General features: G+C 39.8%; 11 protein-coding genes and 1 tRNA gene. 5 read left to right on the top strand and 7 right to left on the bottom strand.

Annotated elements, in window-relative coordinates:
- Positions 1-7: 7 nt before the first annotated feature.
- The 3 genes from AAGR14_RS19795 to AAGR14_RS19785 form a co-directional block, all read right to left on the bottom strand.
- Positions 8-1,213: a bifunctional 3,4-dihydroxy-2-butanone-4-phosphate synthase/GTP cyclohydrolase II gene (locus AAGR14_RS19795; protein WP_342645973.1), complete on the bottom strand. Its 1,206-nt coding sequence runs from the start codon at positions 1,211-1,213 to the stop codon at positions 8-10.
- A gap of 122 nt (positions 1,214-1,335) precedes the next feature.
- On the bottom strand, positions 1,336-2,772 hold the full coding sequence (locus AAGR14_RS19790; protein ID WP_342645972.1) for an LptF/LptG family permease: 1,437 nt from the start codon (positions 2,770-2,772) through the stop codon (positions 1,336-1,338).
- A 131-nt stretch (positions 2,773-2,903) separates the two neighbouring features.
- On the bottom strand, positions 2,904-3,284 hold the full coding sequence (locus AAGR14_RS19785; RefSeq protein ID WP_342645971.1) for an START-like domain-containing protein: 381 nt from the start codon (positions 3,282-3,284) through the stop codon (positions 2,904-2,906).
- Positions 3,285-3,418: 134 nt separating this feature from the next.
- On the opposite strand from AAGR14_RS19785, the gene AAGR14_RS19780 reads away from it, so the two are divergent.
- Both AAGR14_RS19780 and AAGR14_RS19775 read left to right on the top strand, forming a co-directional pair.
- Positions 3,419-3,495: transfer RNA gene (locus tag AAGR14_RS19780), tRNA-Met, on the top strand.
- A gap of 474 nt (positions 3,496-3,969) precedes the next feature.
- The gene (locus AAGR14_RS19775; protein ID WP_342645970.1) at positions 3,970-6,291 is read left to right on the top strand and encodes an FtsX-like permease family protein; all 2,322 of its coding nucleotides are present in this window, start codon (positions 3,970-3,972) and stop codon (positions 6,289-6,291) included.
- Positions 6,292-6,494: 203 nt separating this feature from the next.
- Here the strand turns inward: AAGR14_RS19775 and AAGR14_RS19770 are convergent, their stop codons facing one another.
- The 3 genes from AAGR14_RS19770 to AAGR14_RS19760 form a co-directional block, all read right to left on the bottom strand.
- Entirely contained in the window at positions 6,495-7,232 is a 738-nt protein-coding gene (locus tag AAGR14_RS19770; protein ID WP_342645969.1) for a glycosyltransferase family 2 protein, read from the bottom strand.
- Between the two features lie 159 nt (positions 7,233-7,391).
- Positions 7,392-8,828 carry a DUF2142 domain-containing protein gene (locus tag AAGR14_RS19765; protein WP_342645968.1) on the bottom strand — a complete coding sequence of 479 codons (1,437 nt, stop codon included), beginning with the start codon at positions 8,826-8,828 and terminating at the stop codon, positions 7,392-7,394.
- A gap of 188 nt (positions 8,829-9,016) precedes the next feature.
- Positions 9,017-10,519 carry a hypothetical protein gene (locus AAGR14_RS19760; protein ID WP_342645967.1) on the bottom strand — a complete coding sequence of 501 codons (1,503 nt, stop codon included), beginning with the start codon at positions 10,517-10,519 and terminating at the stop codon, positions 9,017-9,019.
- A gap of 125 nt (positions 10,520-10,644) precedes the next feature.
- Between AAGR14_RS19760 and yiaA the strand changes: the two genes are divergently transcribed.
- Entirely contained in the window at positions 10,645-11,112 is a 468-nt protein-coding gene (gene yiaA / locus AAGR14_RS19755) for an inner membrane protein YiaA (RefSeq protein WP_342645966.1), read from the top strand.
- A 168-nt stretch (positions 11,113-11,280) separates the two neighbouring features.
- Here the strand turns inward: yiaA and AAGR14_RS19750 are convergent, their stop codons facing one another.
- On the bottom strand, positions 11,281-12,234 hold the full coding sequence (locus tag AAGR14_RS19750) for an AraC family transcriptional regulator (protein WP_342645965.1): 954 nt from the start codon (positions 12,232-12,234) through the stop codon (positions 11,281-11,283).
- Positions 12,235-12,330: 96 nt separating this feature from the next.
- Here AAGR14_RS19750 and AAGR14_RS19745 point away from each other — a divergent pair, with 96 nt between their 5' ends.
- Both AAGR14_RS19745 and AAGR14_RS19740 read left to right on the top strand, forming a co-directional pair.
- A complete protein-coding gene (locus tag AAGR14_RS19745; RefSeq protein ID WP_342645964.1) occupies positions 12,331-13,461 on the top strand; it encodes an NAD(P)/FAD-dependent oxidoreductase in 1,131 nt (376 codons plus the stop codon).
- An 84-nt stretch (positions 13,462-13,545) separates the two neighbouring features.
- On the top strand, positions 13,546-14,121 hold the full coding sequence (locus tag AAGR14_RS19740) for a Crp/Fnr family transcriptional regulator (RefSeq protein ID WP_342645963.1): 576 nt from the start codon (positions 13,546-13,548) through the stop codon (positions 14,119-14,121).
- The last annotated feature ends 2 nt before the right edge of the window (positions 14,122-14,123 follow it).

Genomic DNA, 14,123 nt, shown 5'->3' with positions numbered 1-14,123 from the left:
TATACAATTAGTGGTTCCTTAAAATGGTATGGTCCATTTTATCGCGCTTAGTGCGCAGGTAGTTTTCGTTATGAGGGTTAGGAGATATTTCTACAGGTAGGGTTTCAACTACTTCCAATCCATAGCCAATTAAACCTGCACGCTTTTTAGGATTGTTGCTAATTAAACGCATTTTGCTGATACCTAAATCGCGGATAATTTGCGCACCCACACCATAGTCGCGCTGGTCCATTTTAAAGCCGAGCTGCAGGTTAGCTTCTACTGTATCCAGTCCGCTTTCTTGTAACTGGTATGCTTTCAATTTATTAATTAGTCCTATACCGCGGCCTTCCTGGTTCATGTATACAATTACACCTTTACCTTCCTGGTTTACCATTTCCATGGCCTTATGCAATTGCGGGCCACAGTCGCAGCGGCATGAGCCAAATATATCACCGGTTACGCATGAGCTGTGTACCCGTACCAATATCGGTTCGCCGGGCTCCCAGGTGCCTTTTACCAAAGCTAAATGATGTTCGCCCGAGTCACGCTGAGTATAAGCAATCATATCAAAATCGCCCCATTGTGTTGGCATTTTCACCGCCACCTCACGATCAATCAAAGTTTCGCTGCTCAGGCGGTAAGCAATAAGATCTTTGATAGATACAATAACCATATCAAACTCTTTAGCCATTACCAGCAGTTCGGGCAAACGGGCCATTTCGCCATCTTCGCGCATAATCTCACAGATTACGCCTGCAGGTTCTAAACCTGCCATTACCGGTAAATCAATAGCAGCTTCGGTATGGCCCGAACGGCGCAGTACACCACCATCTTTAGCAATCAGCGGAAAAACGTGGCCCGGACGACCTAAATCAGCCGGTTGTGTAGCCGGATTAATTAAAGCGAGTGTAGTTTTTGAACGGTCGGATGCCGAAATACCCGTGGTACAGCCGTGGCCTAACAAGTCAACCGATACCGTAAAGCTGGTTTCGAGTGTGGCCGTGTTGCGGTTTACCATAGGTTCAAGCTCCAGTTCTTTAGCACGCTGGCGGGTAATAGGCGCACAAATTAAACCGCGGCCATGACGTGCCATAAAGTTGATGGCTTCGGGAGTGGCATAACGGGCAGCCACTAAAAAGTCGCCTTCGTTTTCGCGGTCCTCATCATCAACCACAATTATTATTTTCCCTTCTTTAACGGCTTCAATGGCCTCGGGTATAGTATTTAACATAGTGTTTAAGGTAGTCAAAAAATTATGGCGGTGCCTTTATGATACCGTCTTACGGTGTATCTGACTCCGATGGCTGCAAATTTAGTGCTTAGACAAGCCAAACACGTCTGCTATTTGTAAAATCAACGGGGGGGCTGTGTTGCTCCGGCTTTTCTGTATTTCAGTAGTTTATTAAAGAAACGTTTGTAAGATTCCATATCAAACAGTACCGAATCATTAGCGGCTTTGTAGGATAAAAAGATACCGATAGGTGTTAATACCGCAATAGCCATCCACATGCCCACTACTGGTGACATGCTCCCTTCCTTAACCGATTTTTCGCCGATGGTACTGATGATATAGTATATCAAAAAGAAGATCACCGATACCACCAGCGGCAACCCCAAACCCCCTTTACGGATAATAGCCCCTAAAGGCGCACCCACTAAAAACAAGGCCAAACAAGCAGCCGACAACGTGAACTTTTTTTGATACTCGATAGAAAACTTCCGGATGTTTTTAGACTCTTCTTTGTAACGGTCGCCCAGGGTACGGAGCGACTCATGAACCGAGTTGGCTTCATTAAGCGCGTTTGTTAAAGCGGTTTCTAACGGGATGCCTTTAATAGGTTTTGCCGCTACAGGCTTAAGGCTATCCAAACTTACTGATGGCTTTTTAGGTACGCTAAAATACCTAATGTAAGGCGTTACCAAGCTGTAGTTGGTACTATTTTCGCTGCCTAATTTACGAATGGATGAATCCTGGAAATGCGTAAGCTGCTTCAAATTCATCATTTGGATAGTGTTACGCCAGCCATTAGCATCAGTACGCTTCAGCTTAAAGCCACCTAAATCAAACTTTTGTTCAGAGCTGGCAAAGCGTTGGCGCATCAAACGCTGCCGGCTATTGAAACTGCCGGGAGGAGCACTTTCCTCATAACGAATGCCATCTTTGAGCTTAAGTACCAAAAATAAATCATCAGGTGTACGGTACATAGCAGCCTCTTTAGCTTTCGTTACCGTCATCTCGTTAGAATTTTCCGGCTTTTGATATATCATTACACCATGCAGTGTCTGGCCGTCTTTATCCTTTTTTTGTACCCGGATAGAGTAACCCGGAAAGCTGCTGTTAAAAACACCTTCGGAGATCAGGAACGCCGTTTTTTGCTGCCGCACATCATACAGTAAACTGAAATACTTAAAGTTGGCAATGGGCAGCATATAATCAGAAAATATAAATGCGCCAATGCTCAGCAAGGTAACTACCACCATCATGGGATACATAGCCCGGGTAAGTGATATGCCGGCCGATTTAATGGCCACCAACTCGTAATTTTCGCCCAAACTACCGTAAGTCATGATAGACGATAGCAAAACTGACAGGGGTAGGGCCATGGCTACGTTAGTCATGGAGGCATAAGCCATCAGTTCGAGAATGATGTACCATTCAAAGCCTTTGCCAATAAGGTCGTCGATGTATTTAAACAAAAACAACATCAGCAGCACAAACATCACAATGAAAAAGGTAACCACAAAGGGCCTGATAAACGACTTAAGAATTAAAAGGTGTACTTTTTTCACTAGGCAAAGTTAAGCAATTGCGGCCGTTAGCAAAAAGGCAGCTTATATTACCCCAAAACGGCCTGGCAGCCCTTTTAGTATATAATAAATAATACAGGTAATAGGTTGACTATTAATAGACTTACAATGGGTTAACTGCCCAATACACTCATCAGGTAGTCCATTTGGTTGTCCCAGATTTGCTTACGCTCGGTTAGCGAGTCTTCGGTAGCAAAGTCGGTAATACAAAGGGCCACATCATTAGTAAGCTCGTCCTGTAAAATTTCCATCTCAAAATAGCATTGCGGCTCATCATCCAGCCAGCGAAAACGCACAAATTTATTCTCTTTTGATGCTATAAGTTTGGCTTTCTGTTCTTCATCATCCCAAGTAAAAGTATATACCTGATCGCGCAGGATAACTTTATCAGCAAACCATTGTGAAAGCCCATTGGCCTCGCTCAAAAAATTAAACAAAATACGGGGCGAGGATTTAACTTCATACTCCAGGTTGAACTTCTTTTTATCGGACATATAACAGGTTTACTATGGGTTTGCAGCGGGTGCAGCAAAAAATTAACATTTTTTCTAAAGGAAAGTAAATAATCCTATATTTGCAAACCTTTTTAGGGAAGTGCACAGCACAAGAACTAAAAAGAGTCTTATACGGCGGGGTAGCTCAGATGGTTAGAGCGTAGGATTCATAACCCTAAGGTCGGCAGTTCGATCCTGCTCCCCGCTACCATAAAAGGCAAATCGAGTTTTTACTTGGTTTGCCTTTTTTTTGCTTCAAAAACTGCCTTTAAGCTATCAAAAACACAGAGTGTTGCATTTAGCCGAACAGTTCGGGATTGAAAGGCGTCAGAAATGATTTTTTCGGAATAGGTAGAACTGGTGATGTTTCCTTTGTACTCTTTTATCAAATGTTGGTGCAGTTAAGGGAAATTTATCAGTTTGTTTATCACATCAATTAAAAGCGCTTTTGATCTTGGCTTTTTTAATGGATGTATTAAAACCGAACACCTACTGTTTCGCATGCGAACGGGTGTTCTATCAAGTATTGTGTAAATATTTGATAACTAGTAGTTTATATAAATGGCGCATATTTTAAGCTTACATTGTAAACTACGCTGCCATGATACAAAATTACCTAAAGATAGCTTGGAGAAACTTGTTGAAACACAGGATGTTTTCGCTGATAAACATCATAGGTCTTGTAATGGGTATCACAGCATTTGGGTTGATAGCACTTTACGTTATCGATGAGTGGAGCTACGACAAGCAAAATGTAAAAGCTGATCTTGTTTTTCGTGTAGTACAGCACGGACAATGGCAGGGTGGTAAATTTGATATTGCGGTTACATCGCCACCTTATGCCCCAACCTTAAAATCAGATTTTCCGCAAGTTGCAGATGTTTGCCGAATTAATCCCGAAGGTGGCAGCACCATTGTGTACAACAACAAAACGCTTAACGAAGGCAACATGATGTTTTCGGATAACAGCATCTTCAATATTTTTACTTACCATTTTTTATCAGGTAATACAGCTAATGCACTGGCTAAACCCAACTCAATCGTTTTAACAGAAAGCTTAGCTAAAAACATTTTTGGCGGTGACATTTCGTCAGCCGTAGGAAAAATGTTGCAACTGGGCGATACTCCGACTTTGGTAACCGGCGTAATTGCAGATTTACCTACAAATTCTCATATAAGGTTTAAAGCACTGCGATCATATCCCGGTAACTATTTTACAGGGTACAATAATAGCTGGGGTAACGCTGATCTGTATACCTATGTACTTTTAAAGCACGCCGCCGATAGCAAGAAAATAGAAGCATTGGGCGAGGTATTCTTTAATAAATATATTAAACATGAGCTTGGCACAATGAAGTTTACTTTAGAGCTTCAGCCATTAAAAGATATACACTTGCATTCTAATTTAAGTTATGAACTGGGTGCCAACGGCAACATTACCTACGTGTACGTGTTTAGCATCACGGCTTTGCTTATTTTGATTGTCGCCATTATTAACTATGTAAATTTGACTACCGCGCGTTCGTCTGTACGCATAAAGGAGGTTGGCGTACGTAAGGTTGTCGGCTCAGACAGAGGGCAATTGGTGATGATGTTTTTTGCCGAATCTATATTGCTCACCGTTATAGCTACTGTTATTGCTGCAATACTTATTCAATTTATACTGCCGTATTTTAATCAGTTGTCGGGCAAAATACTTACGCTATTCCAATTTGGCAAATATTTAACGATAGGCTTATTTATCTGCTTTTCGGCTGTAATTGGTGTGTTGAGTGGCATCTACCCGGCTTTATTCTTATCGGGATTTAAAACTATTCCTGCCATGAAAAGGCAGATGGGGAGTCAACTTGCTACTATCTTTTTTCGCCAATCGCTGGTGGTGTTTCAATTTGTAGTGACTATCGTGTTGATTGTTGGTTCGTGCATTATCTACCAGCAACTTAATTACTTCAATAAAAAAGACTTGGGCTTTAACAAAGCGCAAACGCTTACTTTCCATATCAACAACCGCGATGTGCGAGGCAAGGTAGATGCATTAAAACGGGCTTTGTTACAAAATCCGCATATAGAAGCCGTAGGCGTGGCTGGTAACCCTATAGGTAACAATAATATTGGTGGCGGAGACTTTAATCTCGGCGTTGATGGCAAACCGACCGCAGAATCTAAAATTATACAGAACCTGCAGATTGATGAAGATTTTATTCCGGCATTGCAAATCCATATGGCTGCTGGCCGTAATTTTTTTAAAACCATTACCAGTGATGTAAATGATGCAATCATCGTAAACGAAACCTTGGTAAAGGAGCTAGGATGGAAAGAAGTGATTGGCCGCAGGGTACGTACAGGTGTGGATGAGAAGGGCCATGTTGTAGAGCGTACCATTGTTGGCGTTGTTAAAGACTTTAACACTTATTCGCTACAACATAAAATTGCTCCAATGGCGATGACATTGCCTGCAGAAGCTAAAGATAGAGATAACTTGTATGTCCGTATAGCTAAAGGTAATGTAAGTGAATCGTTAAACTACATCAAAAAGATCTATTTGAACTTTGATATTGAGAATAAGCCTGAATTTTACTTTCTTGATCAAAACTTTGCTGCACAATATCAAACTGAACAAAAACAAGGAACCATCCTTGTGATATTTACTATCTTGGCTATAAGCATAGCGTGTTTGGGTCTGTTTGGGTTGGTTACCTTTACGGCAAGTCAGCGTATAAAAGAGATTGGTATCCGCAAAGTTTTGGGTGCAAGTGTAAATAACATTGTCAGTTTATTATCTGCTGACTTGTTGCGTTTAGTATGTATCGCGTTCATCATATCAATACCTGTTGCCTGGTTTGCAATGAATAGATGGCTGCAAGACTTTGCTTACAAAATAACTATACAATGGTGGATCTTTTTACTGGCAGGTATGATATCATTAGCTATCGCGTTGGTAACCGTAAGTACACAATCCATTCGTGCCGCTTTAGCTAACCCAGCAAAGAGTTTAAAAAATGAGTAATTAGAAAATAGTGATCGGGGATAGCCATCAGTTAAGCCTAAATCACTGATTTAAACTGATATTTCTAAAGAGATATACATGCAATATAAAATGATGCCTATGTTACTCATTCTTTAAAAAACAAAATGGCTACTATACATTAATAGCAACCCATTTTAAGAGATAATAGTCTGAAAGTTTTAAAGCACAGGTTGATCCTGTTTTTATTTTGCTTTGAACATTCCGTATTTTAAGATGCAGTATATTGCTTGAAAGCCATCTTTCCAACCTATTTTTTTACCTTCTTCATAAGTTCTGCCGTAATAGGATATACCTACTTCGTAAACCCTGATTTTAGGAACGCGTGAGATTTTAATTGTTACTTCCGGCTCAAATCCAAATCGTTTTTCTTTGAGATAAAGAGATTGTAATAGCTTAGTTTCAAAAAGCTTGTAACAGGTTTCCATATCAGTAAGGTTAAAATTCGAAAACATATTACATAATAAGGTTAGCAATCGGTTCCCTATCGTATGCCAGAAGAAAAGTATTCGATGTGGGTTGCCACCAATAAACCGGGATCCGTAAACAACATCAGCAAAGCCTTGCAATACTGGTCTGAGCAATAAGTTATACTCACTTGGATCATACTCTAAATCTGCATCCTGAATGATAACAAAATCACCTGTAGCCCGAAATATACCGGTATGAAGGGCGGCTCCTTTACCTTGATTTGTGTTGTGTTTACAATAAACAATATTTAATAACGGATAGGTAGATATGTAATTAAGGATAACCTCTTCTGTATTATCTGTTGAACAATCATTTACAATAATAATTTCCTTTTCTATTAACCGAGGAAGCTTTACAGAGCTAATCCTATCAAGTATTAAACTGATAGTTTTACTCTCATTGAAGGCAGGAATTACTATAGATAATGTCTTTAGTTCGTCTTTGTTAACCATTGTGATAATTCTGAAATTACAATTTGTTGGAAGTATATCAGATAGAATTCTGTAATCCACTAAAAACTTTGATAATCATTCATCTTGTATATTTAACAGCTGCATTATAAGTGAGTAATCTATTGAAATACAGGTTAAGCTGGAATTTCAAGCATCATATTAAACAAGATAGTAGCGGCTGATAATAGAGGTAACTACGTTTAAAAAGGTAAGTATCGGAAACAATAGTACCAACCCGAATGCTACTATCTGCCATTTATCAATTTTAGCGTTGTACTTAGAAATGCATAAGCTTAATGCAAACATTGGGTAAATAGGTAAAAAATATCTTCCCTGCATGCCACCAAGTGAGGGTGATTCTAAGGCAGTCCAGGTAATATATTGTACAGTTAATATTGCAATCAAAGTTAATAGTGCCACTATAAAAAGGGCCAGGTTTAACTTAAGATTACTTATTTTCAAGTTTCTTGTAATGCCGCAATATAGGCCTAATGCTAAAATAGCATAAGTGATATGATAGTAGCTGCTTGAAAAAAAAGTGTCAAGCCAGCCAAGCACACCAACAACCATTCGGCAAAAAAATGCGATTCCACCACCATCATATTTAAAAAATAGCCCCAAAAAATTAAAGGGGTGGTGCATAATGTGTAAAACTTGCAATTTAGCATTGATCCTAAGGCTGGACGGTGCAAATATGACAGCAAAGTTTGAATGAATCATCCAGAGCCAACAAAACCCGATTAAGGTAGGGACTAAAATGGTGACCGCTTTTTGTTTAGGGTTAAGCTTTAAAAACAAAAACGCGCCCGATAGTAGGAGGTAGGGTGGCTTACCTACAGTAATTATGGTCATTAAAATTATCAACGCCGCCAGTAGTGACGGTTTATATGCTCTATCATTGCCAGACTCTACATGATCTATAATAGCAACCAAAAGAAACGAGCAGCTAATTAATACAGCATCTTGAGTGACCGAACCGAACAAGAACAATGTCATGGGGAACAGCAAAGCAATGAATAACAGGATTTTGCTTCGCCTTGCCAGCATTAAGGCAAAAAACGAAAGTGTTACGCAAAATATACCATTTAAAATCCTCGACAAATAAAGCGTTTTAATAACGCCAAGATGCAGAAGCTTACCTGCGCTGATACCAAGAGCGGGCATGATATAAACCAATGGCGGGTAAATTGCCGTGTTTGCAAAATTTTTATAATGATAATCGTTTGTCCAACGGATTGCTTTAGCAGCATCTAATTTAGCGTTGCTTGTTTTAACGTTAGGCTTGAAATTTATATCTGAGAAAAACTGATAGGTATCTGCTATACCTTTGCTTACCCGAAACCCTCCGGTACTCCGATGTAGCACTTTTGGATCGTTAGCAATAGTATCAGTTGTTGGTCCTCTCTTAGCTTGGTAAGCCGGAACCCATTCTAATCTTGACACTTGCTCAGCTCTGGAGAAGTGATTAGGTTCATCCGGTGATTGATATGGCGGAACAATAATTGCCATAAAATACACCATAGGAACAGCGTACAACAAATAAATAAAATGCAAATATTTATCTGCTGCCTTAAAAATAACTCCGAACCTGTTCATATCAATTGAAATGCAAATAACGGCAACTTTTACAATTTTGAAAGGGTTTTTATATAGCTTAAATATGAACTTAAATTAAGGTTAGACAGTTATGTAGTTGGTTTCTTAATTGGTTTTGAACAATTATTTGTCAAACGGGAATTCCCGATCGCATTATTTCGTGTTACATTGAGCAGACGTTTAATTATCTAAAAGCTATTTCGCTCTCCACGCAATACAGTCAAAACCACCTCATATGCCGTTTGCTTTTCACACCGTGCAATAAGCCAGGCAATAAAACTTAGTGTAAAAATATCACTATCGCCTTCTTTTGTTAACAAGCTGAGGACGGCGTTTTTGTAAGAAGTTTCAGATACTACATTGGGTTGGAGCAAGTACTTTTCAACCAGTTTTAAAAACTGCAATACCCGGTCTTCTGATGTTTTGAGCAAATACTTTTTATAGCGCCGCCGGAAACTATTGAGCCGCGACATAGCCAGGTCTATGTTGGCAAACTGTGCCTGTATTAACATCTCCATCAGGTTTTTACGGATAGTCCATAACATGCCCATCTTTTTTTCATACCAGGCATCGGTACGTGTTAATAAGGTAAGCTGCTTCAGGCTGCCTTTATCATTACATAGGGCTAAAAACATGGCAAGGCATATGCGTAAGTCTTCCACCTCTTCGGGTTTAGACGACAGTTTTATTTTAGAAAGTGACTCTTGTAACATGGAAATGGCATCATCAGCCGAGCCGGTAAAAAACAGGTTGAGTGCCTGGAGTAACTTATAGCGTAAATAAAACAGCGCGTAATACCGCTGGTCTGTCTCCATTAAACCCGCCATTTTTTGGAGATACGACCTGCTTTTAGTGAATTGCCTTTGCCGGAGATAGAAGTTGGCCAGGTAATACAAAATTGAAATATGATAAAAGAGATAAGCCTGCTTATCGCCTGGCTTATTCTGTATAAATTGATCTGTCCGGTTTATATAACGCTCAATCAATCCATAATTTTGCTGTATGGCTGCATATTCGTTAGCAATAAAAAGGATTTGGTAAACAGATTTATAAGTCATCAGATCCTGTACCGAAATTTTATATTTCCGGATGGTGGCTATCATCAGCGCGGTTAAGTTAACCACCTTGCCGTTCAAGTGTATTTGCTGTAGTTGCTGCCGCAAAAAGGCATACGCTATGTTTAATTTAGCTTCGCGCTGCATCTGCAACTGGTTGCGTGTAAAACGGGCAGTCAGTATTTCTAAATCTTCTGCTCCGGATAGGTGGGCATACTGTAACTTAAGCAGCAAAAGTTCATTCAGTAAGTTAAACTGTTCCAGTTGTACGGCTATATTTTCAGCGTTATCTAAACACTTAAAAGCAATTTTAATATTATCATTTTCTAACAAAAACCGCCCCACCACCAGTAACCGCAATGCCTCATGAGCATCGGAGTTGGTGTTTTCGAAAGTTTTTTGCGATAAAAATATAAGCAGGTTGTCTTGCAGCCTTTTGCACAGCGCATGATAAGCGTCTTTATTTTTTTTGCTATCATAAAGTTTATTCAATCTATCGATATCGTCAGTTTCTATTAAATTAAATAACTGTAAGTTTTTAACATCCTGCCTTTTGTTTTTTTGATGCAAAAACTGCTTAAACTGCTTTTTATCGCTAACAGTAAGTAATTTAATTAGGTCTGACAATGAGTTCATATAGCCGATTTATTGATGGTAAAGATATAATTTGTAAAAATTATATCGTCAGTATTTTGCGAAAATTGAGTTTTCTCGACAGGTCTTACATCACATCTTTGCTTCCATATTAATCAACAAAAAAAATGGAACCGCTACAACACACCACCAACGAAAATGCAGCAATGTTAAAAACTGGAGAAAACGTTAAAAATCCTTTTAAACCTACCGCAGCCTTTATTGGCGCCTCTTGGTTTGCCTTACTTACCGGCATGGCTGGCTATAACATCGGTTTATGGAATGCAAATATGAATTTGAATGAAAAAGGTTATTATTTTACAATCCTGCTGTTTGGCTTATTTGCTGTGATATCCGTGCAGAAAAGTGTGCGCGACCGCTCGGAAGGGTTGGCTGTAACCGACTTATATTACGGCCTGAGCTGGTTTGCCACCATTGCCTCTATGGTACTGTTAACTATTGGCTTGTGGAATGCCGGCATTGCCCGAAGCGAAAAAGGCTTTTATGCCATGGCCTTTTGCTTAAGCATGTTTTCGGCCATTGCCGTTCAAAAAAATACCCGCGATGCCAAACTAATTGGCGACAAAGAACTGTAACGTAGCGGTTACTTCCCCCGCAGTGTCTTGCCTGGCAAGCCTGCGGGGTTTATAGGTAAACCGTTAGCTTATGTAATTATCTTACTCAAAGCCTGCCATCGCAAATATGGATAGGCTTTTTGGTATTTTAGAGCCTGTATCGTCTCCGTGGTTTAACATACTATAAAATCACTCCCGGCTATACCGCTTAGGCTTCATTCCAATATATCCTTCGAACACTCTCGAAAAATGGCTGAGGTTGGTAAAGCCCAGACGATAGCCGGTTTCTGATACAGATAGTTTCTCTTCCCGCAATAAGCGGGCAGCTTCCTGCATCCTGCGGTTTTGATAGTAACTAAAAATACTATCGCCAAAAATCTGCTTAAATAAACGTTTCAATTTAGTTGGGCTCATGCCGGCATCAACAGCTAATTCGCCAATTAAGGGCGGCAAACCCAGGGTGTATAGTATTTTCTTTCGTACCCGGTAAACGGCTTGTATGTCACTATTGTTTAAAGCATAAATGGGTTGCTCATCCCGTTTTTCAAGTTCCATTAAAAGCCTGCATACCAGTTCTTCTGTTTTAATTTTAAAAAAGAACAGTTCAAACGTTGGGTTTATAGGCTCAGATAGTATGCTGTTTACAACAGTCTGCAACGCAGGATAAATAATTTGTTCAAATAACAAAGGTTGTGTATTGTTTAACAGGCTTTGCAATAACGGCGACCTTTGCGCTGCCCCAAACAGGTGGTTTAAATAGGCAGCATCCACTTCAATGTTGATAACGGCAGTGTTGGTATGAATAGCAATAACTTCATCGGTATTGATACGACTGGTACCGATCAAAACAGATGGGTGGGTATGGAGCTGAGGTATGCTAATATGTTTCTTTTTATCCGGAAAGATATGTTGAAACTTAAAAAATATTGTTTTTTTGACAGCATCAACATCCGGGTTTGCTAACGGTAGGTCTTGGTATAATTCATAATTGGCAATGAGCAGGCGTATATGCTCGTTAAAAACAAAGCCCGAGCAATAGCCCCTGCCAAACTGTTCGGGTATAACTAACCGGTAGTTTTGCAAGGTTGTACCCATGGCCCTAGCGAGGCCAAGTAATACTAATGGTACTGTCTGCGCTGTCATCTTGTAAAGTCTTTTGCGACTATTTTTGTTGCTAATATGGCTATTTTGTGCTTAAGATGATGCGCAACTTTGTGTAGTTAAGTAATTATAACATTTATGCTACTCCATCATAAAAAAGTTGCCATTATTGGTGCAGGTCCGGTTGGTTTAACTATGGCTCGTTTATTACAGCAAAAGGGTGTGTTGGTAAACGTTTACGAACGGGATACTGATGCACAAACCCGAATTTGGGGTGGTACGCTCGACTTGCATATAGGATCAGGGCAAGAAGCTTTAAAAGCAGCCGGATTGCTGGACAAGTATTTTGCGGCGGCCATACCTATAGGCATTACTATCGTTGATGTAAAAGGAGATGTATTATTAACCAGGAATATTACACCTGAAAACCGCTACGATAACCCGGAAATTAACAGGAACGACTTAAGGACTGTGTTACTTAATAGCTTAGCAGAAGGCACAGTGTTATGGGATAGCAAATTAACTAAAATCAAAGTGCATCATAAACAATGGGTACTCAACTTTGATAATCAAATCAGTCAAAGGGCAGATGTGGTTATTGTAGCCAACGGCGGGATGTCCAAAGTAAGGCATTACGTTACTGATACCGAAATTGAAGAAACCGGAACAATAATTATTCAGGGCGATGTGCCTGAACCACAAACACAGTGTCCTGCCTTTTACCAGTGGTGTAATGGTAACCGGCTAATGGCATCGAGCCAGGGTACTTTACTGGTAGCTAACCCTAATAACCAAGGCGCGTTAACCTACGGTATTATTTTAAAAAGGCCCGAAGAGTGGAAAGATGCAGGTGGATTAGATTTTCGGGATGCACACCAAGTTCGTTCATTTCTTTTAAACCGGGTTGCTTATTGGGACCAGCGTTTTCACGAATTGCTAAAGGCCACTATTTCTTTTGTTGGCTTGCCTACTAAGAAGCTGCCTTTAGGCCTGCCTTGGAAAAATAACCGGCCTTTACCCATCACACTTATTGGTGATGCAGCGCACTTAATGCCGCCTTTTGCAGGGCAGGGTGTAAACAGCGGTTTGTTAGATGCCCTGAATTTGTCAGAGAGCATGACTAACGGAAAATTCCAAACCCTGACCGCTGCCATAGCCGATTATGAGAAGCAAATGTTTGTGTATGCAACTGAGGCCCAACAGGCATCAAGCCGGAACGAAATCGAAATGCGTTCGCCGGATTTTTCTTTTCGTAAGTTTATTTACTAAAGTTGCTGCTTTTTAAAATGTAGCAACAATATTTGCTTCTTTATTTTTTATCTAATTCCGGTCAGAGCAGTAAAAAACTTCAAAATGATGGTTACGCACTTAGTATCGTACCTCCGACTTTTTAGTGATATTAGTGAAAAAGATGAGGCTCTTATTACAGAGGCATTTGAAAGCCGAGTTTACAGTGAGGGTAATTCTCTTTTTAAATCAGGTAACATCTGTAAAGAAATGTTCTTTATCTGTAAAGGGGTACTAAAAATCATTATTTCTGATGATAAAGGAAAGCAGATAACTCATTTTTTTCTTAAAGAGAATCAGTTTTGCACTATACTAAGAAGCTTTACCAATCAAACAAATGCTGATGAAGAAATTGTAGCAGCCTGTGATGTGGAAGTACTCGCTATTAGTAAAGTAAGGCTGTTAATACTTTATGAAAACTTGCCTTATTTTAAAAACCTGATTGATTATATTACTCAGCAGGCCTTGTTAGATAAAGTAGAGCTTAGAAATAGTTACCTTGGGCTTGACTCAAGCTCACGTTACCGTCTGTTTCTCACACAGCAAGCTGATATAGCTTTACGGGTATCGTTAGCCGACGTGGCCTCTTATTTGGGTATAACTCAGCAGTCACTTAGTCGAATACGAAGGAAACTATGTTGATA

Origin of the sequence: Mucilaginibacter sp. CSA2-8R, from assembly GCF_038806765.1 — a bacterium.
In the GTDB taxonomy this organism is placed as follows: domain Bacteria; phylum Bacteroidota; class Bacteroidia; order Sphingobacteriales; family Sphingobacteriaceae; genus Mucilaginibacter.
The sequence above is the reverse complement of the archived record's forward strand: the minus strand, read 5'-3'. Positions and strand labels throughout refer to the sequence as shown.

Bases quoted from the DNA above. Each gene is read 5' to 3' on its own strand.
- AAGR14_RS19795 (WP_342645973.1), bottom strand. From the start codon at position 1,213: ATGTTAAATACTATACCCGAGGCCATTGAAGCCGTTAAAGAAGGGAAA.
- AAGR14_RS19785 (WP_342645971.1), bottom strand. From the start codon at position 3,284: ATGTCCGATAAAAAGAAGTTCAACCTGGAGTATGAAGTTAAATCCTCG.
- AAGR14_RS19775 (WP_342645970.1), top strand. From the start codon at position 3,970: ATGGGTATCACAGCATTTGGGTTGATAGCACTTTACGTTATCGATGAG.
- AAGR14_RS19770 (WP_342645969.1), bottom strand. From the start codon at position 7,232: ATGGTTAACAAAGACGAACTAAAGACATTATCTATAGTAATTCCTGCC.
- AAGR14_RS19765 (WP_342645968.1), bottom strand. From the start codon at position 8,828: ATGAACAGGTTCGGAGTTATTTTTAAGGCAGCAGATAAATATTTGCAT.
- AAGR14_RS19760 (WP_342645967.1), bottom strand. From the start codon at position 10,519: ATGAACTCATTGTCAGACCTAATTAAATTACTTACTGTTAGCGATAAA.
- yiaA (WP_342645966.1), top strand. From the start codon at position 10,645: ATGGAACCGCTACAACACACCACCAACGAAAATGCAGCAATGTTAAAA.
- AAGR14_RS19750 (WP_342645965.1), bottom strand. From the start codon at position 12,234: ATGACAGCGCAGACAGTACCATTAGTATTACTTGGCCTCGCTAGGGCC.
- AAGR14_RS19745 (WP_342645964.1), top strand. From the start codon at position 12,331: ATGCTACTCCATCATAAAAAAGTTGCCATTATTGGTGCAGGTCCGGTT.
- AAGR14_RS19740 (WP_342645963.1), top strand. From the start codon at position 13,546: ATGATGGTTACGCACTTAGTATCGTACCTCCGACTTTTTAGTGATATT.